Source organism: Amorphus suaedae (genome assembly GCF_053629675.1).
This window is the reverse complement of the sequence record NZ_JBRJIT010000002.1, coordinates 598,918-625,091: the sequence shown is the minus strand read 5'-3', so window position 1 is coordinate 625,091 and position 26,174 is coordinate 598,918. Positions and strand designations below refer to the sequence as shown.

Genomic DNA, 26,174 nt, shown 5'->3' with positions numbered 1-26,174 from the left:
TTCTAGAGCGATTTGGGACGAAGCGAAATCCGGTTTGCCGCAGGCGGGCGCGAGGGAGCGGCGGCGCTGGAAACCGGGCCGCTATCCGTAAGTCGGCTCTTTCTCGAACTGCAGCCAGACCGCCAGTCCGCCTGCCGAGGAATTCACGTTCAGCTCGCACTGCAGCTCCGAACAGATCACCTGGGCGATCTTCATCCCGATACCGCCCCGTTCGCTCGCGTCTTCCTCCTTCAGCCCCACGCCGTCGTCCCGGCAGACCAGGCGGACGGACCGCCCCTTGTCGGCGGCCGATACGGAGATCCGCACGATGCCGGCCCGGTGGTCGGGAAAGGCGTGCTTGAAGGAGTTGGCGACGAATTCGTTCATCAGCGTGCCGACGGCAACCGCCTGCCGGGACGAGACGTCGATGGGCTCCGCGTCGAGTTCGAGCGTCACGTTCGGCGGCGCGACCGTGGTCAGGTGCTCGCCGAGGTTGGCGCAGTAGCGGGCGAGGTTCACGACCGGCCCCGCGTCGGTGCGGTAGAGTTCGGCGTGCAGGGAGGCGACGGCCTCGATGCGCGAGTGGATGGTCGACAGCGCCGTGTGGGTCTCCTCCGACTTCGCCTGGCGGTCCAGGAGCCGGATCAGCGCCGACAGCGAGTGCAGCGAGTTCTTGACGCGGTGATCGACCTCCTGGCGCAGCACCCGGGCGGCGCTCAGCGCCTTGCGCATTTCCAGCTGCACCATCACCTGGCGGGCGAGCACGCGCAGCGTGTCCCGCTGCAGCGGATTGAGGCCGTTCGGCTGGTAGTCGAGGATGCACAGCGTCCCGAGCGGCAGGCCTTCTTCCGTCTTCAGAAGCGCGCCCGCGTAGAAGCGCAGCCCCGGGTCACCGCAACACAGCGGGTTGTCGCGCGTCCGTGGATCCTCGAGCGTGTCGGGGATCTCGACGAACTCGTCTTCCAGGAGAACGTGGGAGCAGATCGACGACGACAGCGGCGTCTCGCTGGCGCCGAGGCCGGTCTCCGCCTTGAACCACTGCCGGTCGACGTCGACGAAGGTGACGAGCGCGATCGGCACCCCGCAGGTCTCCGCGGCCAGCTTGGCGATGTCGTCGAAGTCCTTCTCCCGGTCGGTATCGAGAATTTCGTAGGAATACAGCGCCCGGATTCGGTCGCTCTGGCGTGGATGAGTGCGCGCTTCCATGGACTGTTACTTGACTGCCTTCGGCGACAATGCGGACGCTGGTAGGGGAGAGAAAAGGGGTTGCCGGGCGAGCGAAAACCGGGCCGGCCCAGACCTGGCGCGCCGCTCGGCGACAGGTTGAGTTGAAGTGTTGACGGCTTTGCCGACCGCAAAATCGCGCCACCCGGCGCGCATCGACATGATCGGATCCGAACCTGCTGCGCGGAAGCCCCGGAAGACGTCGCTCATCCGGATTTAGACAACAGATCGCGGACGAGCAACTGACACGCTGCGTGCGTTCTGTAAATGGCTGCCGCGAGACATGGTCTGAGAGGATCTTCCACCCGGCGGCGCGAATGCCCATGTTGGGGTCACTGTTTCGCCGGGCGCTTGCGGCATTCCCATCCCGCCGGCTCCGCGTTCCCGCCCGGCCATCGGCCGACCCGACATCCTTCAAGAGGGCGCCCCGCACCGCGCATGAAGCTCACCACCCTGACCGACGATGCCCGGCTCGCGATCGAGACGCTGGCAAGCCGCACCGGCGGACTGGTGTCCCCGAGCCTCCGGCTCGGCGTGACCGGCCTCGCCCGCTCCGGCAAGACCGTCTTCCTGACGTCGCTCGTCCACAACCTCGTCCACGGCGGCCGGCTGCCGGTGTTCGCCCCTTATGCGCAGGGACGGCTGTCGCGCGCCCATCTCGAGCCGCAGCCCGACGACGCGGTGCCGCGCTTCGCCTACGAGGACCATGTCCGTGCCCTCATCGACGACCGCATCTGGCCGGACTCCACCCATCGGATCGCCGAGCTGCGGGTGACCATCGAATACGAGTCCGCATCGTTCCTGTCGCGCAATCTCGGGCCGGGACGCCTGCATCTCGACCTGGTCGACTATCCGGGCGAATGGCTGCTCGACCTGCCGCTGCTTGCCAAGGACTACCGGACCTGGGCGCGGGAATCCTTGTCCGAGGCGCGCCGGCCGTTCCACGCGGCGAGCGCCGCCCCCTGGCTCGCCGCGCTGCAGGGCCTCGATGCCGGCAAGCCGGCCGACGAGGCGACCGCCCGCACGCTCGCCGAAGCCTTCACCGGTTACCTGCGAGCGGTGCGCGAGGATTCCACCACGCCGCTGACCTTCCCGCCGGGGCGCTTCCTGATGCCGGGCGATCTGGAAGGCTCGCCCGCCCTCACCTTCGCGCCGCTGGATCCGCCGTCGGGCGAGGTCGCGCGCGACGCGCTGTGGACGATGATGGAGCGCCGCTACGAGGCCTACAAATCCCATGTGGTCCGGCCGTTCTTCCGCAATCACTTCGCCCGCCTCGACCGGCAGATCGTCCTCGTCGACGTGCTGGCGGCGCTGAACGCCGGCCCCGAGGCGGTCCGCGCCCTGCAGTCGACGCTGTCGGAAGTGCTCGCCTGCTTCCGGCCCGGCCGGCTGTCGTGGCTGACCCGCCTGGTCGACCGCCGCGTCGACCGGCTGATGTTCGCCGCCACCAAGGCCGACCACATCCACCACACCGATCACGACAAGCTGGAGGCGATCCTGGCGACCCTGGTGGAGAGCGCCACCAGCCGCGCCGCCTTCGCCGGCGCCGAGGTCGACGTGGCGGCCATCGCCGCCGTGCGCGCCACCCGCGAGGGCCGGGTCCGCCAGGGCCTGGAGCAGTTGCCGGCGATCGTCGGCACGCCGCTGCCCGGCGAGCGCGTCGACGGCACCGTCTACGACGGCAACACCGAGATCGCGCTGTTTCCGGGCGACCTGCCCTCCGACCCGCGCTCGGTGCTGCGCACGGAGACCGGCGGCGCCGGCGCCCTCGCCTTCCTGCGCTTCCGCCCGCCACGGCTGGAGACGACCGCCAGCGGCACCACCCTGTCGCTTCCCCACATCCGGCTGGACCGGGTCCTGCAGTTCCTCATCGGAGACCGTCTGGCATGACCGGCCCCCGCCGTCCCACCGCGTTCCGCGTCGAAGACGTGGAGGTCGCCTCCGCCCCGCCGCCGTTCGAGGCCGATCCGGAGACCGGCTTCGAGGAGATCGCCAGCAAGGGCGACCTGATCCCCCGCGACGACCCGGCGGCCGCGCCGCGGCGCGGCTGGTCGCTCGGGAGCCTGTTCACCATCGGCCTCGGCGGCCTCGTCAGCCTCGGCGTCGGCTTCGCGATAGACCGCCTGATCGCCGATCTGTTCGCCCGCGCGCCCTGGCTCGGCTGGGTCGCCGTCGCGCTCGCGGCGATGGCGGCGGTCGGTGCGCTCGGCCTGGTGATCAAGGAGGCGATCGCGCTCCGCCGCATCACCAAGATCGAGCATCTGCGGGTCGACGGGCAGAAGGCGGCCGACACCGACGACCGGGAGACCGCCCTGCGCGTCTGCCGGTCCCTGGTCACGCTCTATTCGACCCGTCCCTCGACGGCACGCGGCCGCACCGCCCTCGCCGGCCACATGGACGAGATCATCGACGGCCGCGACCTGATCGGGCTCGCCGAACGCGAGATCCTGAGCCCCATCGACGCCCAGGCCCGCGCCCTGGTGATCGCCTCGGCCAAGCGCGTCTCCGTCGTCACGGCGCTGTCGCCGCGCGCGCTCGTCGACATCCTCTACGTCGCGATCGAGGCGTTCCGGCTGATGCGCCGGCTGGCCGCCCTTTATTCGGGCCGGCCGGGCACACTCGGCTTCCTGCGGCTGGCCCGCCACACGATCCAGCACCTTGCGGTTACCGGCGGCATGGCGGCGGGCGATTCCATTCTGCACGAGGTCGTCGGCGGATCGGTGGTGTCCCGCCTGTCCACCCGCCTCGGCGAGGGCGTCGTCAACGGCCTGATGACCGCCCGCCTGGGACTGGCCGCCATCGACGTCTGCCGGCCCCTGCCGTTCGTGTCCACCCGCCGGCCGCGCGTCAGCGACATCGTCTCCGAGCTCGGATCCTCCGGCTCCGGCGACGAGGCGAAGGCCAAGCGATGAGCGACCCGGTCTTCCGCCCCGCCCGCGAGGCCGACATCGCCGCGATCGTCGCGCTGCTCGCCGACGACGGGCTCGGCCGTGGCCGCGAAAAGCCGGGGCTTCCGCTCGACCCGCGCTATCGCGATGCCTTCGCGGCGCTCGACCGCGACCCCAACCAGCTTCTGCTGGTGGCGGAGCGGGACGGCGCGATCGTCGGCTGCCTGCAGCTCACCTTCATCCCCGGCCTGTCGCGCCTCGGCATGTGGCGTGGCCAGATCGAGGCGGTGCGCATCGCCGCGTCGGAGCGGGGCACCGGCCTCGGCGGTGCCCTGGTCGGGTGGGCGATCGAGCGCTGCCGGGAGCGCGGCTGCGGCCTCGTCCAGCTCACCACCGACAAGCAGCGCAACGACGCCCACCGCTTCTACGAACGGCTCGGTTTCGAGGCGAGCCACGAGGGCATGAAGCTCGCCCTCGCCTGAGCCCCGACCGCTCCCCGACCCTTTTCAGCCGTTCGTGCCATCGGCGTCCGGGTGGTGTAGGCTGGCGCCACCTCCCCATCCGTCGAGAGCGTCGATGTTCCTGACCTTCTTCCACGACCTGAAACGCGCCGGCGTGCCGGTGTCGCTGCGCGAGTACCTCACCCTGATGGAGGCGCTGGAGGCGGATCTCGCCTGCAAGCGGGTGGAGGACTTCTACTATCTGTCGCGCGCGCTGCTGGTGAAGGACGAGACCAACATCGACCGCTTCGACCGGGTGTTCTCGCAGACCTTCAAGGGGATCGAGACGGTCGGCGACGCGGTCGAGGCGGAGATCCCGGAGGAGTGGATCCGCAAGCTTGCGGAAAAATTCCTCACCGAAGAGGAGAAGGCCGAGATCGAGGCGCTGGGCGGCTTCGAGAAGCTGATGGAGACGCTGAAGGAGCGGCTCGCCGAACAGCAGGGCCGTCACCAGGGCGGGTCCAAGTGGATCGGCACCGCCGGCACCTCGCCGTTCGGCGCCTACGGGTACAACCCGGAAGGCGTGCGCATCGGCCAGGACAAGAGCCGCCACCGCCGCGCGGTGAAGGTCTGGGACCGGCGCGACTTCAAGGACTACGACCACACCGTCGAGATCGGCACGCGCACCATCAAGATCGCGCTCCGGCGCCTGCGCCGCTTCGCCCGCACGGGGGCCGCGGAGGAACTCGCCCTCGACGACACGATCCGGGCGACGGCGGAAAAGGGCTTCCTCGACATCCAGATGCGGCCCGAACGCCGCAACGCGGTGAAGGTGCTGCTGTTCCTCGACGTCGGCGGCTCGATGGACGACCACATCCGGGTCTGCGAGGAGCTGTTCTCGGCGGCGCGCATGGAGTTCAAGTCGCTCGACCACTTCTACTTCCACAACTGCCTCTACGAGGGCGTGTGGACCGACAACCGGCGCCGCCACGCCGAGCGCATCCCGACATGGGACCTGCTGCACACCTATCCGGCCGATTCCAAGGTGGTGGTGGTCGGCGACGCCTCCATGAGCCCCTACGAGGTGACCATGCCGGGCGGCTCGGTGGAGCACTGGAACGAGGAATCCGGCCAGGTCTGGCTGGAACGTCTGGTGCGCACCTATCCGGGCCTTGCCTGGATCAACCCGGTGCCTGAGACCCACTGGCAGTACACCATGTCGATCCAGCTGATCCGCCAGCTGATCGGCGACCGGATGTACCCGCTCACCCTCGACGGCCTCGACGAGGCCATGCGGGGCCTGGCGCGGTAGGAAGCCTCAGGCCGCCTGGCCCAGCGGATCGATCGCATCGATCTCTGCCCGCTTCGCCTCTCCTGCGATCGCGAGATCGTATGTCGCCTGCATGCCCAGCCAGAAGCGCGGCGTGGTCCCGAAGAATCTGGCCAGCCGAAGCGCCGTGTCTGGCGTCACGGGCGTCTTTTCAGCGGTCAGACGTTCGATGCGCGTGCGAGGGACATGCAGCTTCTTCGCCAGCGTGTAGGGCTTGAGCCCGAGTGGCGCCAGAAATTCCTCGCGCAGGATTTCGCCCGGGTGAATGGGAGGAGTAACCGGAAGCATAGACGCCTCCTCCTCAATGATAGTCCGTGATTTCGACGTCATGGGCATCCCCATCGATCCAGCGGAAGCAGATGCGGAACTGATCATTGATCCGTATCGAATGCTGCCCGGCCCTGTTCCCGCTCAAGGCTTCGAGCCGATTTCCGGGCGGTGAACGGAGGTCATTCAAGTTGGCGGCATGTTGAAGGACAAAAAGCTTCCTTTGGGCTGCTCTCACCAGATCAGCCGGAAAGCCCTTCGGAGACCTGCCGGCAGCGACCGCCTCGATCCACTTGCCCTTGAACGATGCGATCATGCGGCCGTCCCGCCTTAGGTATCATAATATGATACGTCTGCGATTCAAGGACGAAGTCTCACGCTGTGATACGAAGCGATCGACCCCGGATCGGCGATTAGCTGTCGCATCATGGAAACGTCGAGAGGATCGATTCATCCGCCCGCCGCAGCGGCTTCGGTCTCCTCCCCCTCCGCCACCCACCCGAACGCCTCCAGCTCCTTCCGCGTGTAGACGTAGAGCTCATCCTTGCGCGTGCGCATGGCCGGGATCCAGGCGGCCGCATCGATGTCCATGTCGACGAGCAGCGCCAGCACTTCCGCGCTGATCCGCTGTCCGCCGGCGAGACCATCGGAGACCGTGCCGGTCTCGTCGCCCACGGTGAACACCTGGTGGACGCCGAGCCATGCCGGTTCGCCGACCGTGCGCCGCACACCGCCGGCAAACACCAGCGGGCAGGAGGAGGCGCAGTAGCCGTTGGTCGGCACCTCCGTGGCGATCCCCTTCTTGCGGAGCGCGCGGGACATGGCGATCGCGTCGCGCACCGAACCGCCCGGCGAATGCAGCACGAGCACGGTCAGTTCGTCGCCCTGGGTGTTCAGGAAGTCGTCGAAGGCGGCCGCCGTGCCGACATCGATGCGGCCGACGGCGCTCGCCCGGCCTTCGGTCCCGCGCCGGAATTCCATCGCCTGCACCAGCGCGTCCGCGCCAGGCGGCCCGACATGCCCGGGGAGCGCCCCCGGCCCGTCTCCGGGCAGCGCCGGAACGCCGGTGGGGCTGTAGCGCCGGACCTGGTCGCCCGGCGTCGGCGGCGGCATCGGGATCGGCCCGGTGCGCAGCGGCGACAGCGTCTCCGGCAGGCTCTCGCGCGCGGCCTCGATGCCCGGGCGCGCGTCGGCGCCGAGCACCACCGCGGTGCCAACGAGCAGCACCGCGAACACGAGCTTCAGGACCCCGTCCTCGATCGCCTGCAGCCGGCGGGGCCGCTCCGGGCGCTCGGCGGGCAGCTCGGTGTCGGAGGGCGGACGTCGCTTCGCCATCTCCTAGTCTCCGGGCGGGGCGGTGCGCCGGGGACCGGCATCGGCCAGCCGCGTCACGTGCGGCGGGTGATCGCGCTCGCCAGGACCGCCCTCCCCGGGCCGCCCGTCTTCCGGCACGCCAGCCTCGATCTCGCGTTCCTCGTCGCGCATGCGGTGGTAGATGCGCATGGCGCGCATGAGCTCGTGCGCCGTCATCGAGTGCTCCTCCAGCTCGTCGCCCTCCTCGCGACGGATCGCCGACTGCACGCCGGCGAGGATCAGGATCATCACCGCCGGCAGGAGATCGATGGAAATGGCGCCGGCCCAGCTCGGCAGGAAGTCGCGCGCGTAGCGGACGACGGCCTCCGGCGTCGACAGGGCGGTGAAGCGCAGCGGCTGGACGGGCTCGCGGTCGAGAATCTGCTCGGCCGCCGCCGAAAGCGCGTTCGCCTGGGCCTCGACCGCATCCTGGACGCGTCCGACCACCTCGCTCTGGCGCGCCGCCAGATCGGCGGAATTGCCCCCAGCGGCGGGCGCGACGAAGGTGGCGGCAAGATCGTCGGCGGCGCGCTTCACCGCCGGGGCGATCGAGGTCTGCTGCAGGCTGGCGATCACGCCGGCGAGCGCCACCGCTTCCTCGCCGAACGCGTTGGAGCGCTCCTCCACCGGCCCCTGGGCCGAGACGATGGTGCGCATGGCGGCGAGGTTTTCGCCGCCGTCCTTGTAGAGCTGGTCGACCACGTCGCGGGATGCCCGCACCTCGTTGGCGAGGCTTTCCAGATCCGACGCCATCTGCCGCAGGAGCTGCACCACGGTGCCGGAGCCTGACGTGCCGGTGAGCGCGCCGCCGGCCTCCTCCTCCTCAGCCAGCCGCCGGAAGCGCGAAGAGGCGAGCTCGATGTCCGGCAGCAGCCCCTGCGCGGCGAGCGCGTTGGAATGGGCCGCATCGAGACGGTGCTGGTATTCCTCCGCGGTGGTGGCGAGGTGCTGCTCCAGCGCGGCGCCGCCGGCGAGCGCCGCCGCGTTCAGCCACGACGACATGGCGACGATCATCGCACAGCCGAGCACCAGTGCGACCGACAGCGTCCGCCGATCCTTCCAGCTGCGCACGTGAGGCAGGAAGAACAGCAGATAGGACCAGAACGCGTAGATGCCGACGGACACGGCGGTGGAATAGACCACCGCGGCGAAGAACACCGGCAGTCCCTCCCCCTCCAGGAGGTCGCGGACCCCCAGATAGGTGTAGACGCCGGAGGCCAGCGCCAGCACGGCGAGGGTGATCCGCGTGGTGGTATCGAGCCGCGCGAGGCCCGCCCTGAGTGCTTGCGACATGACGCCCTGACCGACTGTTGGCTTTCCACGAACGAGACCGCACTTCATCCCGCCTGTCCAGCGAGAGGCGCCCGGACGGCCCGGCTGCGAAGTGCTCGCCTATCCCAACCACATCCATCCCCCGGGGTTCACTCACGTTTCGGCGAGCGGTCGTCCCCGGCGCGATCGCGGCCCCCTTGCCGATTGGCTTGGTGTTGCGATTGATTGTTGGTACGGTCGCTCGAGATGTGCCGGCGGGGACGACAGGTGTCCTCGACACGGCCCCGCGTCGAGTTCGGGACGGATGCCAAAAGCGATCGATGTGAGACTGGAAGCGTCGATCGATGCCGTCATGTCGGTCGAGCCCGACATTGAGGCGTTCTGCGAGGCGCACGAACTGTCGCCGCGCACGAACTTCATCCTGACGCTCGTGCTGGAAGAGCTGCTGACCAACATCGTCAACCACGGCTACGGCGGCGCCGAGGGCGACCCGATCACGCTGCGGCTCGCCCGGGAAGACGATCTCGTCACCGGCGAGGTGATCGATTCCGGGCCCGAGTTCGATCCCACCGGCCTGCCCGATCCCGACGTCAACGCCCCGCTGGAGGACCGCGACATCGGCGGCCTCGGGGTGTTCCTCAGCCGCAAGTTCACCCGCGAATTGACCTACACCCGTGTCGGGAACACCAATGTCGTGCGCTTCAGCATTGCCGACGACACGCCGCCCCTGAAGGAGGAGACGCATTGACCACCCTCAACGTGACCGAAGAAGAAGACGGCGACGTCGTCGTGCTGGCCCCCGTGGGCCGGGTCGACAGCGCCAACGCCAAGGCGTTCGAGTCTCAGGTTCTTCAGAAGATCCAGGACGGCAAGACGCGCCTCGTGCTGGACTTCGGCGAGCTGGAATACATCTCCAGCGCCGGGCTGCGCGTGGTGCTGATCGCCGGCAAGAAGGTGAAGGCCACCGGCGGCGTCCTGGCGCTCTGCCAGCTCGGCCCGACCATCCGCGACGTCTTCGAGATCTCCGGCTTCATCTCGCTGTTCCCCGTCCACGACACCCGCGAAGAGGCCGTGGCCGCGACCCGCGGCTGATCCCGGTCCGCCCGCGCGGCGCTTCGAGACGTTCCCCCAACCTACGGGTTCGCCGATCGGCTTCCGGCCCCTGCCTCCGGTTCCGAAGCCGTCGACGTGTCGTTCCGATCCGGCTGGTCTGTGCTTCGGGCCCGTGCCGCGCCGCGTCTGCCGGGCGGCCCGGCGTCAGGCGTCGATCTTGACGAATCCCAGCTCGGGCTCCGGCTGCACGCCCATGCGGAAGCGGACGGCGCCGTAGCCGGCGTCGAACAGCGCCTGTGCACCATCGACATCGGCCGCCATCTGCCAGATCTCCGGCACGTCCGGCGTCGGCGGGTAGTCCACCGCCGCGCGCTGGTGGACGTAGCGCCAGCCATAGGGCTTGCGCACCCGCGCGACGATCCGGAAATCCTCCTTCAGGAGATTGCGGGTGCTCGGCAGGTTGGCCGGCGAGACCTTGGCGATCACCGTGCGCGCGCCCTGGCGCACCGCGCGGTCGATCCGCTCGCGGATGAGCACGCGCTGCAGCGACCGCGACCAGCACGACGGATGGACGGCCGAGCCGTCGACCACGAACAGCGGCGCGTCGGGGCTGACGAACCGCGCCAGGCCATCGCGGTCGTGCTGGTCCTCGAACTCCGGCCGCAGCACGCCGTAGGCGATCAGCGCTCCACCCATGGTGAGCCCGATGATCTCTCCGCCATGCTCCAGCACCCCTTCGAAGAAGGAGGGTTCGTCGGGCCGGACGGCGGCCGGATCGGAAACGGCGGCGACCGTCGCCCGGAACAGCGCGTCGATCGCGGGAATGTCGTCCAGGCCGAGCGAGACCGTTTCGATGGGGGCGTCAAGCGACGCGACGGCGGCCATGCGGCATCCTCAAATGGCTGGAGCGTTTCCCGTCAGGTTCGCGCCTGACGAACGGGAAGTGCCCGAAAGTGCGAAATCCGACCCTCAGCCGGTGATGACTTCGGCGTAGTTCAGCATCGCCAGTGGCGGATAGAGCTTCAGCTCGCGTGCCAGCGGCATGTTGATGATCAGCGAGAAGCGCTTGAGCGTCTCGATGGGGATCGCCTCCGGGGCGACACCCTCGACCAGGATCTGCTCGGCCTTGTAGGCGGTGAGCTGCCCCAGCGAATAATAGCGGCTGATGAGGCTGACCAGCGCGTCGTTCTTGAGCAGCTCGGTCGCCGAGAAGCCCGGCAGCCCGAGGCTCGTGGCGACCGGCGCCACCTTGTCGATGTTGGTGGAGAGGAACGTGTCCGGCAGGTAGTAGAGCCATTCCGCGCCGTCTTCGTGCAGTTGGCGCACGAGCTCGCCGGCGGTGTCCGCGTGGGGCTTGCCGTCATCGCCCACCGGGAACGTGCGCTCCACCAGCCGGAAGCCCATCCGCGCCGCGATCTCGCGCAGCGACGAGACGATGACGATCGAGTTCTGCTCGGTCGTCGTGTAGAGGACGCCGAGGCTCTTGAACGGCCGGTAGGACTGCATCGCCCGGATCTGCGGCTCCGGCGGCACGACATGCGAGGTGCCGGTGATGTTGCGGTCGGACGAGGCGAGGCTCGGCACGACGCCCGCGCCCACCGGGGTCGACACCATGGTGAAGACGCCCGGGATCTCGGTGATGTACTTGGCCGGGTCCACGTCGGTGTCCTTGCCGTACGTGGCGATGGTGACCGGCGTGCCCCAGGTGTAGACGAGGTCAGGCTTCAGCCGCTTGATCTCCTCCACGAACCCCGCCACCCGCGACGGGTCCAGGTCGGCGTTGCGCGCGATGATCTCCACCGGAATGCCGCGCTGGGAGAGATAGTCGGCGAAGCCGCGCTCGACGTCGGTAGGGCCGCGATAGGTGATCTGGTAGATGCGGAAGGGCTTGTCGCGCTTGACCGCGTCCTGCGCCGAGGCAAGCCCGGAGAGCGGGCCGGCGGACAGCGCCACGGCCCCGGCGCCCGCCAGAAGGCCGCGCCGCGTGAGATCCCGGCTGGTCATCGCTCTCGTCCCCCTCCTGGAGCAGTCGCGTGCGTCCGGATCGTCTCGATCCGCACGCCACGGTCGGCCCGGCATGGTCAACCCGCGACCGGCGGCGTTGCCGGTCATGGCGCATTCTTGCGACACGGCGATCACGCCGCATCGCGAGAACGCAAAATCAGCTCGTGGTGGCCGACGCCTCGGCCCCGCCGCTGGAGGCGATGGCGGCGATCGCGAACAGAAGCCCGCCAAGCGCGACCAGCAGCCCCATTCCGAGCACGGCCGCCTCGGCCCCATAGGCGCCCCAGACGAAGGCCATCGCCGCCGGCCCGATCGCGGTTCCCGCGCGCTCGATCAACCGGAATACGCCATAGAGCCCGCCCTGGGAAAGATCCGGCACGAAGCGCCCGCCGAGTTCGCCCACCAGCGCCGACTGCGGCGTCGTCGACAGGCCCTGGGCGATGCCGATCTGCAGGACCGCGATGGCGGCGCCCCACGGCTCGGGCCACAGATAAAGCTGGGCGACCGCGAACCCGGACAGCAGCGCCCCCAGCACCACGAAGAAGCCGCGCCGCCCGACATCGTCGCTGAGGCGGGAGATCAGCGGGATGATGATCACCATGGCGAGCCCGTAGAGCATCAGGACACGGCCGATGGTGGCCGAATCGAAGCCCGCGGAGGAGAGCGACAGCGGCAGGTAGTAGAAGCAGAAGCCGATCAGCAGCATCTTGGCCGGCAGCGCGCAGCCGACCAGCAGCAGCAGCATGATGGGCCGCCTCAGCACCGCGCCCACCTGGGACAGCCGCAGCGCCGGCGAGAGGTTTTCCGGCCGCGGCCGGTCGCTCGGCAGCGCCGCGCTGGCGCAGAGATAGGCCGCAAGGCACAGCCCGGCGGAGACCAGGAACGCTGCGCTCGGGCCGAGCCGCGCCGCCACGATGCCGCCGATGGGCGGACCGCAGAGCATGGCGACCATGATGCCGGACACGAACAGGCCGATGCCGCGGGCGCGGTTCACCGCGCCGGTGCGGTCGACGATATAGCCCTGTGCCGAGACGAACACCGTCGCCAGCCCGATCGCGGTCAGCGACCGGAACAGGATCAGCTGCAGCATGTCGCCGGCGTAGGCGGTGCCGACGAACCCGACCAGCGCCAGCAGCGCGCCGACGCGCAGCGAGCGCCCGCGCCCGTAGCGCTCGGTCACGCCGTTGAGGGTCGGCTGCGCGATCGCCACGATCGCCATGAACAGGACGATCGGCAGCGAGATCACCATCTCGATCGACAGGCCGGCGATCGGCTCGGCCAGGCCCTTGATGTAGTTGGGCAGGAACGACCGCGTCAGCTCCTCGGCGAAGAAGAACAGGAAGACCGGGGCGCGGACGGCCAGGAGGCTGACCGGCGGGTCGGTGCGTTCGGTGGCCAGGTGGTAGCGCCGGGCGATTACCTCGAGGTCGGCCAGGGCATCCTCGTCCCCCTTGGCCGTCGCCTCGGCGGTCAGGCGCGCATGCTCGGCGCGCACGCGCGCGATCTCCTGATCGACGTTCTCGACCTCTTCGGCGAGTGGCCCGGCCCCGCCGAGCGCGGCGTGCGGCCGGAAGTCGTGCTTGACGAGGGCATCGAGCCGGCGCGCCAGCCCGCGCAGCAGCGTGGCCGAGGAGATCGTGAAGGCGAACGACAGAAGCTCGAGCGTGACCAGCAGCGACACCAGCAGCAGCACCGCGATGTCGAGCCACAGCCGCTGCAGCAGCGTTTCGGCGACGGCGTTCGGAATGCCCACGAGGATCGTCGCGACCGTGCGCCCGTCGGCGGTCACCGGCAGCGAGACGGTGCGCATCTCGTCCGAAAGCTGCGCCACGTCGGCCCGGCCGGCGACGTTGTCGGGGCCCTGCGAGGAGAGCGCCACCACGCGCCCGTCGGGCGCCGCGATGGCCGCGAAGGCAAACTGCGGATTCTCCTTCAGCGCGTCGCCCAGGACCTCGTCGGCGCCGACGAGATCGTCGAGGCCGATGCCCAGTTCCAGCGCCTCGCCGACGAGACCGGCGAGCGACCGGGCCACCACGTCGGCCTTGCTGTCGAGAGCGGGGAGCAGCAGACGCTCGGCGCCACGAATCGACTGCCAGGAAATCGCCCCCAGCGCCGCGATCAGAACCGCGGTCACCAGTCCAAGGATGATGACGTCGAAACGCCGGATCATGAGAGCGTCTCCGGCGCGCGCTCGGCGCCTGCCAGTTGCCGGGCGATGGCGCGATGCGCCTCGTCGACCATGCGGAACGTCGCCACCGTCTCGCGCGGGACGACCGCGCCATCGGTCGTCTGGGCGGTGCGCGACACGCGCGTCCACAGCACCCGGAGGCCGAGCAGCACGGCTGCGAACGATCCAACCAGCGCGGCCACCATCGCGATCAGCGCGGTGCGCTGGATGCTCTCGGCGAGCGTGTCGAGTTCCTGGTTCAGGGCAGCGCGCGAGGCGCGCACGGCGACGGTGCCGGCGGAGGTCGCGAAGGCGTTCTCGATCTCCGCGAAGCGGTCTTCGGACACGGCCGAATCGGCCGTCTCCCGCTTGCCCACCCGCTCGGGATCGCTGGAATAGAGGATCGCCCCCGAGGTGTCGGTGACGTCGATGGACAGGAGAATCGGATCGGCCTCGCGCTCGCGCTGCAGCAGGCGGGGCAACGTGGCCTGTCCGGCAAGGGGAATGCCGATGGAAAGGGCGGCCTCCGCGTCGGAGCCGATCCGCCGGGCGACGGTCTCCAGCCGCGATCCGACCATGTCGAGGTAGCTCTGGCGAATGCTGCCGTAGTTGAGATAGGCGCCGAGCGCCACGGCGGCCAGAACGACGGGCGTCAAAGCCACCATCAAGACGAATGCGAGTCGCCGCATGCTGGCCTTCTTCCCGTGATCGCCCCGTACGCGTAGATCTGTTCGCAGAATGCGACTATTGACGCGTCGGGTACCACAATTCTCCGGCCGCCACCACTGCGTGACGGCGGGGAATGTCGCTGTCATCGGCAGGCACACCCGACTACGATCACGCCCGTCAGGCCAAAAAGGCACGGTTCTCCGATGAGCGTTTCCAGACCTTTCAGCGTGATCCTGCTGACGGCGTCAGCGCTCGCCCTGATCCTGCTCGTGACCTCGATGACGCGGGTGCTGGAGCGCGGCGAGGCGGATCTCGTCGATGCGCAGATCGGCTTCGTGCTGGCCGACCTGGACCAGACCATCGAGCGGAATCTCAGCCTGGGCCTGCCGCTCAGCGAGTTGCAGCCGATCGAGCGCATCCTCGAGCAGACGGTCGCCAACAACAGCGACCTGCTGGCCATCGAGGTCCTGAGCCCGACCGGGATCGCCCTCTATTCGACCGACCGCGGCGCCGTCGGCGAGCCGATCCCGCCGGCCTGGGAGCAGGCCATCGAGGATCGGCAGGCCGGCCGGCCATGGCGGGTCGACCATCTCGGAACGGTCGTCATCGGCACGTCGATCGAAAACGACTTCGGCCAGACGGCCGGCTGGATCACCCTGATCCTCGATGATTCGGTCCAGCCCCCGGCCGGACACCTTCTTCCCGGCATCCTCCTGAGCTCCTCGCCCTACCTTCTCGGCGGGCTCGTGCTCGCCCTGATTCTGGCCATCGCCACCGGCACGGGCATGGCCCGGCACTTCCGCCGCCTCGCCAGACAGGTGGACAGGCACGGCGAGCTGAACGCCGACGCGGATCCCGCGACCATGGCCCTACCCCTCGCCCTGTCGACGGTCGCTCACGCCCGGCACGAGATCGACACCTGCGTGGAAACCCTCCGGCAAATCGACGGCGAGATCTGATGGCACGCCCGACAAGCGGCTCACGGCAATCGACTCTCTGGGCGGGAACGCTCGGCCTCCTCGTCGCCCTGATGGTGGCAGGCGTCGGCACGCTGATGCTGGCGACCGGCGCGCGCCTCGACCGGACCGGCCTCAAGAACGCGTCCGACGATGTGGTCGCGTCCATCGGCCACTCGATCGGCGGGCTGGTGTCGCGCGCCGTCGGGCTGGGGATTCCGTTGCCCGACCTCTATTCGGTCGACGGCTATCTGGACGACGTGATCATGGCCAACCCGGAGATCGACGGCATCGCCGTGACCGATCCGGACGGCAAGGTGCTGTTCCAGCGCAGCCGGTGGCCGGATCAGCCGTTCCAGAGCTCGGTGGCCGTTCCTATCGACCTCAACGACACGACGATCGGACGGATCGAGATCGACGCTTCCTACGTCGTCGCCCGGACCGTCCGCATGCGGCTGGTCTCCGCCGCGATCGCCGCGAGTATTCTCGCCGGCCTGTTCGCGGCCGTCTGGATGCGCCTCTACCGGCTGGAAATGCTCGACCTGCCCCGCGCCCGCTTCGTCGGATCGAGCCGGGCGGTCGGCCGCGGCGGCTTCGGCAACTACAGCCCGCCGCCGGACCACAGCCCCCTGCTGCCGCTCGGACGGGCCGCCGCACGGCTGACCACGCCGGTCCGCCGGCAGGCGCGCAACGCCGCCGCCCTGGCAGAGGAGATCCGGGCCGTCGACGTCACCCATGCCTTCACCAGCCGCGTCGAAGCGGCGCTGAAGCCGCTCTCGACCTATCGCTTCGACCACCTCAACCAGCCGGCGCGGCAGGTCGGGTGGAGCGGCTGGCTGATCCTGCCGGTGGTCAGCCTGATCGAGGCGGCCCGCCCCCTCGTGGCCGCCTTCGCCGCCGACCGTATCGGCACCGATCCGCTCGCCGACGTCGCCATCGGCCTGGCGCTGAGCGGCGACGCGCTGGGCCGGCTGCTCGGGGTGCTGGCCGCCTACGCCGTCGCGGTCCACCTGCCGCGGGCCGGCACCGTGCTCGGCCTTCTGATCGCCGCCGCCGGGACCGCGGTGACGTTCACGATCCACGAAACTCTGCCGTTCGCCGGCGCCCGCGTCGCCGTCGGCTTCGGCCTCTCGCTGGCGGTCTGGAGCCTGCTGGTCCGCGAGGGCGGCGTACGCCGCCTGCCGTGGCGGGGCGCGCTGCTTCTCCTCTGCGCCTGGGGTGTCGGACCGATCCTCGGCGGCCTGATCGCCGAGATCTTCGGCCGGCGCAACGGCTTCCTGGTGATCGGCGGCGCGATCGCCTTCCTCGCCGCCGTCGGCCTGTTCCAGCCGGTCCGCCCGACCAGCCGGGCGGCCTTCACCTGGCGCGCCCCGTCGCTCGCCGAGCTCGGGGCGGCGCTGGTGGCAGTGCTTGCCCTGACGACCTGGCTGGAGGTGCACCTGTCGGGCCACATGATGCGCGAGAACTATGTGGGCCTCTCCATGCACTTCGGCCTCGCCGCGGCGGCGATGGCGCTGCCCTGGTGGCTGTCGATCCGGCTGCCGGTCCTGGCCGGCGCCGTCCTGGCGGCCGCGGCCGTCTGGCTCGCCACCGTCGCGGGCGTGCCGCCGGTGGCCGTCTCGGTGCTCGCCGGTCTCGGCTTCGGTCTCGTCGGGGCGAGCCTCGGCGCCCGCGCCTTCACGCTGCCGACGGCAACCGCGCTGACCGCCGGGCTGCTGGCGGCGGGAGCGATCGAAGGGATCTGCTACCTGACCGGCATCCAACCTCTCCTCCTGACGGCATCGTGCGCCACGGTGCTGGTGGTCGCGTTGTTCGTCTGGTCGTCGGGGCGACGGCCACCGTCCCAGCGTGTCTCCAGCCCCGGAAAGGGGGCCTGAGCGATGTTGCTGCGCACCCGCATCACCCTCTTCCTCTCGATCGCTTTCCTGCTGGTCATCGCCGGCCTGGTGGCGGTCGGCTACGCCCGCTCCCAGTTCGAGCAGGAGCGGCTCGCCCGCATCGCCATCGAGGGCCAGCGCTCGCTATGGGAAAGCCTCGTCGCCGAAGAGGCGGACGACCTCAGGTCGGTGGCGATGGAAATCGCCTCGGCCCTTGCCAGCTCCGACGATCTCACCCGTGACGAGATCGCGACCGCGGTGGCCGGCGTCGAGATCCCGCCCGAGAAGGCCGACGACATCCAGGTCGTCACGCTCTCCGGCCAGCTGCTCTATTCGAACGCCCCCACCATCGACGAACGGTCGCTGCTGGATGCCACCGCGATCCGGACGATCCTCGCCAACCGCACGCATCTGGGCGGCCTGCGCCAGGCCGATCCCGACCGCTATGTCGTGGCCTCGGCGGCGCCGGTGTTCCACGACGACAGGATCTCCGCGATCGTGGTCGTCGCCAGCGACGCCAACCGGGCGCTCGGCCACTTCACCGGCACCATCGGCGAACCGAGCTATCTCGTCTCGCTGCGCGGCCGGCTGGTGGAGGGCACCGCGCCCCTGCTGTGGCGCGAGGTCGATCCGCGCATTCCGCCGCGCACCGCCGACGCCCAGGTGGTCCGCTCCGGCGACCGGCTGCTGCTGGCGACCGGCGTGCCGGTGCCCGACATGGCCGGCGGCACCATCGGCACGCTGGTGACGCTCAGGGATTCCACGGAGATCCTGGAGACGGGTCAGAAGCTGGAGCGGGCCGGCCTGATCGGCGTGGCGAGCTTCACCGTCCTGGTGATCATCGCGCTCTACTTCTACATGCGACACGCCTTCAAGCCGCTGGAGCACGCCATCTCGGTGCTCGACGGACTCTCGAAGGGCAACGTCAACGAGATGCTGGACGACACCGGCAGCGGCGAGATCCGGAAGATCTCGGAGGCGGTCTCGGTGTTTCGACGCAACACCATCGCGCTGCAGGAACAGCAGCAGCAGGTCGAGCGCCAGCGCCGGCGGCAGGAGCGCGTCATCCGGCGCCAGCTGGAGCGGCTTGCCGAAACGCTCGAAGCCGACGGCCGCGCCGAGATCATCGACGACCTGCAGGCGGCGGTGCGGCGCAAGCAGGAGCCGACGCTGCCCGGCAAGCAGCCCACCGACGACCAGCTCAACGTGCTGTCGACCGTGCTGCAGCGCATGTCGGCGCGGATTTCCGACCAGCACACCCGCCTCACCGGCCTCGTCAAGGAACTGCAGGAAGCGATCATCACCCGCGCGCGGCTGGCCGGCCTGGAACAGGAGCTGGAGATCGCGCGCGAGCTGCAGCAGTCCTTCCTGCCCCACCCGCTGCCGCCCCACTCGTCCTTCGCCATCGACGGCATCATGGAAACGGCCAAGGAGGTCGGCGGCGACTTCTTCGACTACTTCATGATCGACGACCGGCGCCTCGGCATCGCGGTCGCCGACGTGTCGGGCAAGGGCGTGCCGGCGGCGCTGTTCATGGCGATCACCCGGACGCTGGTGAAGGCGACCGCGCTGTTCACCAACTCGCCCGCCGCCTCGGTCACCCAGGTCAACCAGTTCATGGCGGCCGACAACGACCAGATGATGTTCGTGACGCTCTTCTACGGCGTGCTCGACCTGCAGACCGGCGTCTTCACCTACGCCAACTGCGGACACAACCCGCCCTACCTGATCCACCGCGGCCGCAGCGGGCTGACGCCGCTCGAGAGCACCGGGGATCCGGCGCTCGCCGTCGTGGAGGATCACGTCTACCGGGAGGCGTCCATCACGCTGGAGGCCGGCGACACGGTGTTCATGTTCACCGACGGCGTGACCGAGGCCTTCGACATCGACGGCGAGGCCTATGGCGAAGGCCGGCTGGAACCGCTGCTCGACCAGAAGGCCAGCACCACCGACGTCGACGGGCTGGGGCCGGTCGTCCTGGCCGCGCTCCGCGACTTCGAGCGCGGCGCCGACCAGGCCGACGACATCACCTGCCTGACGCTGCGCTACTTCGGCGTGTCGACGGAGGGCACGATGCCCGGCTTGGTCCAGACCCCGTCCCAGTCCTCCGGGGGCGGGCAGTCGGCGTAGTGGGCGACGCGCTGCGCCTGGATCGCGGCGGAGGCATCATCGGGATCGCGGGCGAGGCAGTCCGCGAAGCAGGCGGCCGCGGCCGCCCAGTCCCGCGCATACATGGCCGCGAGGCCCTTTTCATGCAGCGTCGCCACCGCCCGCGCTGCCTCGTCGACCGCGTCGGCGCGGCCCAGCAGCGCGTAGACGTTCTCGGCGGAGCGGCTGCCCCGCGGCACGATGCGCTCCAGTTCGCGGAACACGAAGCCGTCGCCGGCACGCATCGCCGTCTCCTGGGAGACGATGATCGGATGGCCGAGGACCTTCGCCGCCTCCTGCAGGCGGGCGGAGAGATTCACGGCGTTGCCGATTACCGTGTAGTTCCGGCTCGCCTCGGGTCCGACGTCGCCGGCGATGACCTCGCCGGTGGCGACGCCCACCACCGCATTGATGCGCTCCGGGGTCGGGAACCCCGCCTCGGCGAGATCCTTGCGCAGGCCGGAGAGCGCGGCGATCTGGCCGAGCGCCGCGTTGCAGGCGTCGATCGCCTGGGTGTCGGCATCGGTGAACGGCGCGCCCCAGCAGGCCATGACCGCATCGCCGATGTACTTGTCGGTGATGCCGCCGTTGGCGGCGATCGGCTGGGCCATGGCGGCGAGAAAGCGGTTCAGAAGGTCGATCAGCCAGTCGGCCTCGAGGCGCTCGCTCCAGCCGGTGAAGTCGCGCATGTCGACGAAGGAGATCGTCATCCGGTCGCGGCGGCTGGCGGTCTGGTCGAGCTCCCCGCGCGCCAGGATCCGGTCGACGATGCGCGGATCGATGTATTCGCCGAACAGCCGCTTGATCTTGCGCCGCTTGCGCTCCTCGGTGATGTCGGAGAACACCACCACGACGCCGTAGCGCTCTTCCTCGCCGCTCTCGTCGTGGACGGTGAGAAAGCTGGAGGAGACGAACAGGTTGAGCTTGCGCCCTTCCACCGAAAGCGCGATTTCGGTGGAATGGGTCGTTTCGGCCTCGTAGACCGCCTTGAACACCACCTCGTTGAAGTCGTCGAAGGTCTCCTCGGCGAGGAAGATCTCGCCGAACGACTTGCCGACCACCTCGTCGGGGCGTTTGCAGAGGATCCGGCCCGCGGCCGCATTGAACGTGATGATGCGGCCCGTCAGGTCGATCGTCACGACCCCGTCGCGCATGCTTTCCAGGATGCGCTCGGAGATGAGCTGATCCCGGCGCTGGTCGTCCAAACTCACGGAAGTCTGCCTTATCGTTCGTTCTTTTCGAATCCGAGGCTTACCCGATCCCCGCACCGATAAGAAGGGGGAGCGCCGCCTCTCCCCCGCACAGGATTGATGCATGCGCCTTCTCGCCGACGTGTCGTGCCATGGGTTCGGCCACATGATGCAGACCTCCCGCGTGCTCGCGGCGCTGGCCGCCCGCGACGCGGATCTGGACGTTGTCCTGCGCACCGACATTGCGGCGCACGACCTCGCGCGCTTCTGGGACGGCCCGGGCGCCCGGCTTCCCGGGCCGCTCGATCCGGCGCTGGCCATGTCCGCGCCCGACCGGATCGATTTCGCCGCGACCGCCGCCGGCTACCGGGACTTTCCGGCCCGCTTCGAAGCCTCCGTCGCCGACAGCGAGGCGGCCATCGACCGTGTCAGGCCCGACCTGATCTACGCCAACATCGCCGCGCCGGGGCTGGTGGCCGGCCGCCGCAAGGGCGTGCCGACGGTGGCGCTCTGCTCGCTGAACTGGGCCGACTTGCTGCGCGACGCGGTCCCGGAGGGAACCGTCGGCGAGGACGCCATCGCCCTCCTAGACGACGCCTACGCCGGCGCCGACGCCTTCCTGATGCCGGCCCCGTCGATGCCGATGCGCCCGCATGCCAACCAGACCGCCATCGGCCCGATCGGGTCGCTCGGCCGCGCGCGCGGCGCCGAGGTGCGCAGGGTGCTGGGGTTCGCGCCGGACATGCCGCTCGGGCTGGTGACCTGGGGCGGATGGACGACGTCGGTGGACGCCAAGTTCCTGACCGCGCTGCCGGAGGAGATCGGCTGGATCTTCGATGCCGCGCCAATCCTGGCGGCGGGGATTTCCCACATCGACCTCGTCGCCTCGTGCGCGATCCTCATCGCCAAGCCCGGCTACGGGACCTTCGTCGAGGCGATCGCCAACCGGGTGCGGCTGGTGCACGTGGAGCGGCCGGGCTGGCCGGAGACGCCGGCCCTCAACGACTGGGCGCGCCGCCACGGGCTGGCAGTGGAAATCCCCAAGGCGACCGGGCCCGACGACGCGGCCCGCACCATCCGCGCCCTGATGGCCGAGACGCCGCCGGCCCCGCCCGCGCTCACCGGCGCCGACGAAGCGGCGGAGATCCTGCTGGATCTGGCCGGGACGGCGGTCGCCCGCCGCCCGGAGCGCGTGCAGCACTGAAGCCAGGACGCCTTTCAGCAGCGCGCGACCGGGCGCCGGCCGGTCAGGCCGCCCTCCCGGAGCCGGTGAGCGCAAGCGAACTCGGCGTGAGGGGAAAGGCCCCCTCAGGCCGGCGTGTGGATCGGCAGGCCCAGCAGGGCGCGCCGGCGGAGCCACAGCGACGGCCGGTAGCGGTCGTCGCCGGTGATCTCCTGCAGCAGCTCCATCACGATGAGCGTCGTCTCCAGCCCGAGCTCCTCGGCCATTTCCAGCGGCCCCATCGGATAGTTGAGGCCGAGCTTGAGGGCGAGGTCGATGTCCGACGGCGTGGCGAGCCCCGCCTCGGCGATGGCGCAGCCGAGGTTGGCGACACAGGCCCGCATGCGCAGCGCCACGAAGCCGGGCGAGTCCTTGATCGCCGTCACCACGCGGCCGGATCCCACCACCGCCGCGGCGACCGCGTCGAGATGCGCCGGCTCGGCGCCGGGTGCCGTCATCAGGGTCACGCGCTTCGTGGTGTCGGCCGACAGGTCCACCGCCACCAGCCGCTTCGGATCGACGCCGAGCTCCAGCGCATAGGTCGTCGCGTCGTCGCCGAGCGGATAGCCGAGGATCGGGCTCTCGCCGTCGTCGTCCTCCAGGATCTCCACCCCGATCGCCTTGCAGAACGCCGACAGCACGTCCGGCTCGTCGGGGAATTCGGCACAGACCACCTTGGTGGCCGCTGCCCCCGAGGGGGCGTAGTCGGCATCGCTCGGCGTGGTGATCTTGCCGGCCTCGTCGTAGTCGAAATGACCGGCCTTGGTCTTCCGTCCGAGGCGGCCCGCCTCGTAGAGCAGCTTGTGGCGCGGCGTCGTCGCCAGCCGCCGGTCGTTGAGGAAGCCCTCGTAGACGATCATCGACACGGGATAGTTCACGTCCATGCCGGTGAGGTCCATGAGCGCGAACGGTCCCATCCGGAAGCCGCAGCAGTCGGTGAGGATCGCATCGATCTGGGAGGGGCTGGCGACCCCTTCGTCGACCAGCCGCAGCGCCTCGGTGTAGTAGGCGCGGCCGCCCAGGTTCACCAGGAAGCCGGGCGAATCCTTCACCGCGACCGGCGTGCGGCCCATGCGCTCGCCGAGCTGCGCCAGCCGGCGCGCCACCGCCGGGTCCGTCGCCGGCCCCTCGATGATCTCCACCAGCCGCATCAGCGGTACCGGGTTGAAGAAGTGCATGCCGGCGACCCGGCCGGGAAGGCGGCAGGTGCGCGCGATCGAGGCGATCGGCAGCGAGGAGGTGTTGGTGGCGAGGATCGCGTCCTCGGCGACGATGCCCTCCAGGTCGCCGAAGATCTGGCGCTTCACCTCGAGCTTCTCCACCACGGCCTCGACGACGGTGTCGCAGCCGGCGAAGTCGGAGAGGCTGGCGGCGACCGACAGCCGCTCCTTCTGGGTCGAGGCGGCCTCGGCGGTCAGCTGGCCCTTCTCCACCAGCCGGTCGATGCGCTTGATGACCTCGGCCCGGCCGGCTTCGGCGGCGCCGTCCTTGGCGTCGAAGACGATCGCCCGCATGCCGCCCGCCAGCGTCACCTGGGCGATGCCCTGGCCCATCACGCCGGCCCCGACGATGCCGACGGTGTACTCGGGATCCGTGACGTCGCGCATTTGCTTTCCTCGCGTGTGATGTCTGTGCGGATGCCTTCCTATCCGATTTTCGGCGAACGTGAAGGGCGCGCGTCGAACTGCGCGCCGCGCGCGGTTTGCTCTGGACCCCGTGGCCAAACCGGGTAGCTTCGCGCGCAGCCAAGACCCTGCGACCGAAGGAGACCCCGATGAGCGAGACTGAGGCACCGGTTCTGATCGAACGTCCCGAGGACGGGGTCGCCGTCGTCCGCCTGAACCGGCCGAAGGCCCGCAACGCGCTGAACATGGCGACCCGCCGGGCGCTGGCGGAGGCCTTCACCGCGCTTTCGGACGATACCAGTGTGCGGGCGATCGTGCTGACCGGCAACGACGAATCGTTCGCCGCCGGCGCCGACCTGAAGGAATTCATCGACGCCGATCCGGTGGAGATCGCGCGCCGCCGCGTCGAGCGCCTGTGGGGCGCGGTGTCGGCCACGCCGCAGCCGGTGATCGCCGCCGTCAACGGCTTCGCGCTCGGCGGCGGGCTGGAGCTCGCGATGATGGCCGACATCATCGTGGCGGGCGAAAGCGCCCAGCTCGGCCAGCCCGAGGTGCGCGTCGGCATCATGCCGGGCGCCGGCGGCACCCAGCGCCTCACCCGCGCCGTGGGCAAGTATCACGCGATGCGCATCTGCCTGCTCGGCAAGCCGATCTCCGCCCAGGAGGCCTTCCAGATCGGCCTGGTGAGCCAGGTGGTCGCCGATGCGGAGGTGTTCGAGACGGCGCTGGGCATGGCCCGGCTGATCTCCGGCCTGCCGCCGCTGGCGATCGCCGCCACCAAGGAAGCCATCCTGCATTCGGAGAATGCGTCGCTGGAGGCGGGGCTGGCGCTGGAGCGCAAGTCGCTGCAGGTGCTGTTCGCCAGCAAGGACCAGCATGAGGGAATGGCGGCGTTCTTCGAGAAGCGCCGGCCGAGCTTCACCGGCGAATAATCGGCCGCACCCGGCGCCGTCGGTTGGCTGTGGCCAACCGACGCAGCGACATTCCGGTTTGCAAATCGCCGCTGGATTCCTTCTAAATAAAAGGTGCATGAGCATGCCTGCGGGCGTGCCCGCGCCGGTTGCGCAGCCATCGCGTCCGCCGAACGTTCCGACGCCCGCGGCGTCCGGGACTTTACGGATGGGGTTTGCCCGCAATTGAAGGAGGCCGTCGCCTCCCAATAAGACAGAGGGGCTAGCGCTCCACTCTGGACGAAGCGGGTCCGGCAGCCGATATGCGCCGGCTCGACCGATCGAGGTAATGATGGATTACGAAGGTTTCTTCCGGGACCAGCTCGGCGCCCTGATGGGTGAAGGCAACTACCGCGTGTTCGCCGACCTGGAGCGGCAGAACGGCAGCTTCCCCCGCGCCACCCGCCACGATGGCGAGGGCACCTCGGACGTCACCGTCTGGTGCTCCAACGACTATCTGGGCATGGGGCAGAACCCGACCGTTCTCGACGCCATGCACGAGGCGATCGATCGCTGCGGCGCCGGCGCCGGCGGCACCCGCAACATTTCCGGCACGAACCACTACCACGTGCTGCTGGAGCGCGAGCTTGCCGATCTGCACGGCAAGGAAGCGGCGCTGCTGTTCACCTCCGGCTACGTGTCGAACTGGGCGAGCCTCACGACGCTTGCCTCCAAGCTTCCCGGCTGCGTGGTGCTCTCCGACGAGCAGAACCATGCCTCGATGATCGAGGGCATCCGCCACAGCCGCGCCGACCGCCAGATCTTCAAGCACAACAGCCCCGAGGATCTCGACCGCCGGCTGTCGCTGATCGAGCCGGGCCGGCCGAAGCTGGTCGCCTTCGAGTCCGTCTACTCGATGGACGGCGACATCGCGCCGATCAAGGAAATCTGCGACGTGGCCGACGCCCACGGCGCCATGACCTATCTGGACGAGGTTCACGCGGTCGGCCTCTACGGCCCGCGCGGCGGCGGCATCGCCGAGCGCGAAGGCCTGATGGACCGGCTGACGCTGATCGAGGGCACCCTCGGCAAGGCGTTCGGCGTCGTCGGCGGCTACATCGCCGGCTCCACCGCGCTCTGCGACTTCATCCGCTCGTTCGCCTCGGGCTTCATCTTCACCACCGCGCTGCCGCCCCACGTGGCGGCGGGCGCCGCGGCGTCGATCCGTCACCTGAAGACGAGCCAGGTCGAGCGCGACCGGCACCAGTCCAACGTCCGCAAGGTGCGTCAGCGGCTCGACGCCATCGGCATCCCCTACATGCCGAACGAGAGCCACATCGTGCCGGTGATGGTCGGCGATCCGGTCAAGTGCAAGTGGATCAGCGACATCCTGCTCGACAGCTACGGCGTCTACGTGCAGCCGATCAACTATCCGACGGTCGCCAAGGGCACCGAGCGCCTGCGCATCACGCCGTCGCCGCTGCACACCGATGCCGACATCGACCATCTGGTCAACGCGCTGGAAAGCCTCTGGTCGCGCTGCGCCCTGGCCCGCGCCGTCGCCTGACGGCGGCGACCGAGCGGACAACGGTTTGAGATAGGCCGCGCTTCTCCGGAAGC

The 26,174-nt window shown here is 69.6% G+C and carries 23 protein-coding genes; 12 read left to right on the top strand and 11 right to left on the bottom strand.

The window, feature by feature from the left end; genetic code table 11:
• Positions 1–81: 81 nt before the first annotated feature.
• Positions 82–1,185: a histidine kinase dimerization/phosphoacceptor domain -containing protein gene (locus AB7M35_RS16595; protein WP_453961473.1), complete on the bottom strand. Its 1,104-nt coding sequence runs from the start codon at positions 1,183–1,185 to the stop codon at positions 82–84.
• Between the two features lie 456 nt (positions 1,186–1,641).
• Between AB7M35_RS16595 and AB7M35_RS16590 the strand changes: the two genes are divergently transcribed.
• From AB7M35_RS16590 to AB7M35_RS16575, 4 genes are all read left to right on the top strand, one after another.
• Entirely contained in the window at positions 1,642–3,093 is a 1,452-nt protein-coding gene (locus AB7M35_RS16590; protein ID WP_453961472.1) for a YcjX family protein, read from the top strand.
• Entirely contained in the window at positions 3,090–4,115 is a 1,026-nt protein-coding gene (locus AB7M35_RS16585) for a YcjF family protein (protein WP_453961471.1), read from the top strand. The genes AB7M35_RS16590 and AB7M35_RS16585 overlap by 4 nt, the downstream gene beginning before the upstream one ends.
• Positions 4,112–4,573: an N-acetyltransferase family protein gene (locus AB7M35_RS16580; protein WP_453961470.1), complete on the top strand. Its 462-nt coding sequence runs from the start codon at positions 4,112–4,114 to the stop codon at positions 4,571–4,573. The genes AB7M35_RS16585 and AB7M35_RS16580 overlap by 4 nt, the downstream gene beginning before the upstream one ends.
• 94 nt (positions 4,574–4,667) lie before the next feature.
• Positions 4,668–5,843 carry a vWA domain-containing protein gene (locus AB7M35_RS16575; protein ID WP_453961469.1) on the top strand — a complete coding sequence of 392 codons (1,176 nt, stop codon included), beginning with the start codon at positions 4,668–4,670 and terminating at the stop codon, positions 5,841–5,843.
• A gap of 6 nt (positions 5,844–5,849) precedes the next feature.
• On the opposite strand, the gene AB7M35_RS16570 is transcribed toward AB7M35_RS16575, so the two are convergent.
• The 4 genes from AB7M35_RS16570 to AB7M35_RS16555 all read right to left on the bottom strand — a co-directional run bounded on the left by AB7M35_RS16570 (position 5,850) and on the right by AB7M35_RS16555 (position 8,774).
• On the bottom strand, positions 5,850–6,149 hold the full coding sequence (locus AB7M35_RS16570) for a HigA family addiction module antitoxin (protein WP_453961468.1): 300 nt from the start codon (positions 6,147–6,149) through the stop codon (positions 5,850–5,852).
• 13 nt (positions 6,150–6,162) lie between these two features.
• Positions 6,163–6,444, bottom strand: a complete 282-nt coding sequence (locus tag AB7M35_RS16565; RefSeq protein ID WP_453961467.1) for a type II toxin-antitoxin system RelE/ParE family toxin — start codon at positions 6,442–6,444, stop codon at positions 6,163–6,165.
• Positions 6,445–6,578: 134 nt separating this feature from the next.
• On the bottom strand, positions 6,579–7,463 hold the full coding sequence (locus AB7M35_RS16560) for a hypothetical protein (protein ID WP_453961466.1): 885 nt from the start codon (positions 7,461–7,463) through the stop codon (positions 6,579–6,581).
• A gap of 3 nt (positions 7,464–7,466) precedes the next feature.
• The gene (locus tag AB7M35_RS16555; RefSeq protein WP_453961465.1) at positions 7,467–8,774 is read right to left on the bottom strand and encodes a hypothetical protein; all 1,308 of its coding nucleotides are present in this window, start codon (positions 8,772–8,774) and stop codon (positions 7,467–7,469) included.
• A gap of 283 nt (positions 8,775–9,057) precedes the next feature.
• On the opposite strand from AB7M35_RS16555, the gene AB7M35_RS16550 reads away from it, so the two are divergent.
• Complete coding sequence (locus tag AB7M35_RS16550; RefSeq protein WP_453961464.1) at positions 9,058–9,501, top strand: ATP-binding protein; 444 nt, start codon at positions 9,058–9,060, stop codon at positions 9,499–9,501.
• Positions 9,498–9,845 carry an STAS domain-containing protein gene (locus AB7M35_RS16545; protein WP_453961463.1) on the top strand — a complete coding sequence of 116 codons (348 nt, stop codon included), beginning with the start codon at positions 9,498–9,500 and terminating at the stop codon, positions 9,843–9,845. The genes AB7M35_RS16550 and AB7M35_RS16545 overlap by 4 nt, the downstream gene beginning before the upstream one ends.
• A 165-nt stretch (positions 9,846–10,010) precedes the next feature.
• On the opposite strand, the gene AB7M35_RS16540 is transcribed toward AB7M35_RS16545, so the two are convergent.
• From AB7M35_RS16540 to AB7M35_RS16525, 4 genes are all read right to left on the bottom strand, one after another.
• Positions 10,011–10,691 (bottom strand): N-acetyltransferase family protein, encoded by a 681-nt coding sequence (locus AB7M35_RS16540; RefSeq protein WP_453961462.1) that lies wholly within the window; start codon positions 10,689–10,691, stop codon positions 10,011–10,013.
• Between the two features lie 84 nt (positions 10,692–10,775).
• Positions 10,776–11,810: an ABC transporter substrate-binding protein gene (locus AB7M35_RS16535; protein WP_453961461.1), complete on the bottom strand. Its 1,035-nt coding sequence runs from the start codon at positions 11,808–11,810 to the stop codon at positions 10,776–10,778.
• Positions 11,811–11,967: 157 nt separating this feature from the next.
• The gene (locus tag AB7M35_RS16530; protein ID WP_453961460.1) at positions 11,968–13,980 is read right to left on the bottom strand and encodes an MFS transporter; all 2,013 of its coding nucleotides are present in this window, start codon (positions 13,978–13,980) and stop codon (positions 11,968–11,970) included.
• Positions 13,977–14,666 (bottom strand): hypothetical protein, encoded by a 690-nt coding sequence (locus AB7M35_RS16525; RefSeq protein WP_453961459.1) that lies wholly within the window; start codon positions 14,664–14,666, stop codon positions 13,977–13,979. The genes AB7M35_RS16530 and AB7M35_RS16525 overlap by 4 nt, the downstream gene beginning before the upstream one ends.
• A gap of 183 nt (positions 14,667–14,849) precedes the next feature.
• Here AB7M35_RS16525 and AB7M35_RS16520 point away from each other — a divergent pair, with 183 nt between their 5' ends.
• Genes AB7M35_RS16520 through AB7M35_RS16510 form a run of 3 tightly spaced genes read left to right on the top strand, consistent with a single transcriptional unit; the run spans position 14,850 to position 19,609 of the window.
• Positions 14,850–15,605: a hypothetical protein gene (locus AB7M35_RS16520; RefSeq protein ID WP_453961458.1), complete on the top strand. Its 756-nt coding sequence runs from the start codon at positions 14,850–14,852 to the stop codon at positions 15,603–15,605.
• Positions 15,605–17,479 carry a hypothetical protein gene (locus AB7M35_RS16515; protein ID WP_453961457.1) on the top strand — a complete coding sequence of 625 codons (1,875 nt, stop codon included), beginning with the start codon at positions 15,605–15,607 and terminating at the stop codon, positions 17,477–17,479. The genes AB7M35_RS16520 and AB7M35_RS16515 overlap by 1 nt, the downstream gene beginning before the upstream one ends.
• Before the next feature lie 3 nt (positions 17,480–17,482).
• Complete coding sequence (locus AB7M35_RS16510; protein ID WP_453961456.1) at positions 17,483–19,609, top strand: PP2C family protein-serine/threonine phosphatase; 2,127 nt, start codon at positions 17,483–17,485, stop codon at positions 19,607–19,609.
• Here AB7M35_RS16510 and AB7M35_RS16505 read toward each other — a convergent pair.
• Entirely contained in the window at positions 19,525–20,838 is a 1,314-nt protein-coding gene (locus AB7M35_RS16505) for an adenylate/guanylate cyclase domain-containing protein (protein ID WP_453961455.1), read from the bottom strand. The two genes, AB7M35_RS16510 and AB7M35_RS16505, sit on opposite strands and share 85 nt — an antisense overlap.
• A gap of 103 nt (positions 20,839–20,941) precedes the next feature.
• On the opposite strand from AB7M35_RS16505, the gene AB7M35_RS16500 reads away from it, so the two are divergent.
• The gene (locus AB7M35_RS16500; protein WP_453961454.1) at positions 20,942–22,021 is read left to right on the top strand and encodes a hypothetical protein; all 1,080 of its coding nucleotides are present in this window, start codon (positions 20,942–20,944) and stop codon (positions 22,019–22,021) included.
• A 104-nt stretch (positions 22,022–22,125) separates the two neighbouring features.
• On the opposite strand, the gene AB7M35_RS16495 is transcribed toward AB7M35_RS16500, so the two are convergent.
• The gene (locus AB7M35_RS16495) at positions 22,126–23,646 is read right to left on the bottom strand and encodes a 3-hydroxyacyl-CoA dehydrogenase (RefSeq protein WP_453961453.1); all 1,521 of its coding nucleotides are present in this window, start codon (positions 23,644–23,646) and stop codon (positions 22,126–22,128) included.
• Positions 23,647–23,813: 167 nt separating this feature from the next.
• Between AB7M35_RS16495 and AB7M35_RS16490 the strand changes: the two genes are divergently transcribed.
• Together AB7M35_RS16490 and hemA are read left to right on the top strand one after the other, a co-directional pair.
• Positions 23,814–24,596 (top strand): enoyl-CoA hydratase-related protein, encoded by a 783-nt coding sequence (locus AB7M35_RS16490; RefSeq protein WP_453961452.1) that lies wholly within the window; start codon positions 23,814–23,816, stop codon positions 24,594–24,596.
• 310 nt (positions 24,597–24,906) lie between these two features.
• A complete protein-coding gene (gene hemA / locus AB7M35_RS16485) occupies positions 24,907–26,121 on the top strand; it encodes a 5-aminolevulinate synthase (RefSeq protein WP_453961451.1) in 1,215 nt (404 codons plus the stop codon).
• The last annotated feature ends 53 nt before the right edge of the window (positions 26,122–26,174 follow it).

Coding starts and splice junctions, on each gene's coding strand:
- AB7M35_RS16530 (WP_453961460.1), bottom strand. CDS start 13,980: ATGATCCGGCGTTTCGACGTCATCATCCTTGGACTGGTGACCGCGGTT.
- AB7M35_RS16535 (WP_453961461.1), bottom strand. CDS start 11,810: ATGACCAGCCGGGATCTCACGCGGCGCGGCCTTCTGGCGGGCGCCGGG.
- AB7M35_RS16510 (WP_453961456.1), top strand. CDS start 17,483: ATGTTGCTGCGCACCCGCATCACCCTCTTCCTCTCGATCGCTTTCCTG.
- AB7M35_RS16500 (WP_453961454.1), top strand. CDS start 20,942: ATGCGCCTTCTCGCCGACGTGTCGTGCCATGGGTTCGGCCACATGATG.
- AB7M35_RS16540 (WP_453961462.1), bottom strand. CDS start 10,691: ATGGCCGCCGTCGCGTCGCTTGACGCCCCCATCGAAACGGTCTCGCTC.
- AB7M35_RS16550 (WP_453961464.1), top strand. CDS start 9,058: ATGCCAAAAGCGATCGATGTGAGACTGGAAGCGTCGATCGATGCCGTC.
- AB7M35_RS16525 (WP_453961459.1), bottom strand. CDS start 14,666: ATGCGGCGACTCGCATTCGTCTTGATGGTGGCTTTGACGCCCGTCGTT.
- AB7M35_RS16490 (WP_453961452.1), top strand. CDS start 23,814: ATGAGCGAGACTGAGGCACCGGTTCTGATCGAACGTCCCGAGGACGGG.
- AB7M35_RS16590 (WP_453961472.1), top strand. CDS start 1,642: ATGAAGCTCACCACCCTGACCGACGATGCCCGGCTCGCGATCGAGACG.
- AB7M35_RS16575 (WP_453961469.1), top strand. CDS start 4,668: ATGTTCCTGACCTTCTTCCACGACCTGAAACGCGCCGGCGTGCCGGTG.
- AB7M35_RS16570 (WP_453961468.1), bottom strand. CDS start 6,149: ATGCTTCCGGTTACTCCTCCCATTCACCCGGGCGAAATCCTGCGCGAG.
- AB7M35_RS16595 (WP_453961473.1), bottom strand. CDS start 1,185: ATGGAAGCGCGCACTCATCCACGCCAGAGCGACCGAATCCGGGCGCTG.
- AB7M35_RS16495 (WP_453961453.1), bottom strand. CDS start 23,646: ATGCGCGACGTCACGGATCCCGAGTACACCGTCGGCATCGTCGGGGCC.
- AB7M35_RS16555 (WP_453961465.1), bottom strand. CDS start 8,774: ATGTCGCAAGCACTCAGGGCGGGCCTCGCGCGGCTCGATACCACCACG.
- AB7M35_RS16520 (WP_453961458.1), top strand. CDS start 14,850: ATGAGCGTTTCCAGACCTTTCAGCGTGATCCTGCTGACGGCGTCAGCG.
- AB7M35_RS16515 (WP_453961457.1), top strand. CDS start 15,605: ATGGCACGCCCGACAAGCGGCTCACGGCAATCGACTCTCTGGGCGGGA.
- AB7M35_RS16585 (WP_453961471.1), top strand. CDS start 3,090: ATGACCGGCCCCCGCCGTCCCACCGCGTTCCGCGTCGAAGACGTGGAG.
- AB7M35_RS16560 (WP_453961466.1), bottom strand. CDS start 7,463: ATGGCGAAGCGACGTCCGCCCTCCGACACCGAGCTGCCCGCCGAGCGC.
- AB7M35_RS16580 (WP_453961470.1), top strand. CDS start 4,112: ATGAGCGACCCGGTCTTCCGCCCCGCCCGCGAGGCCGACATCGCCGCG.
- AB7M35_RS16565 (WP_453961467.1), bottom strand. CDS start 6,444: ATGATCGCATCGTTCAAGGGCAAGTGGATCGAGGCGGTCGCTGCCGGC.
- hemA (WP_453961451.1), top strand. CDS start 24,907: ATGGATTACGAAGGTTTCTTCCGGGACCAGCTCGGCGCCCTGATGGGT.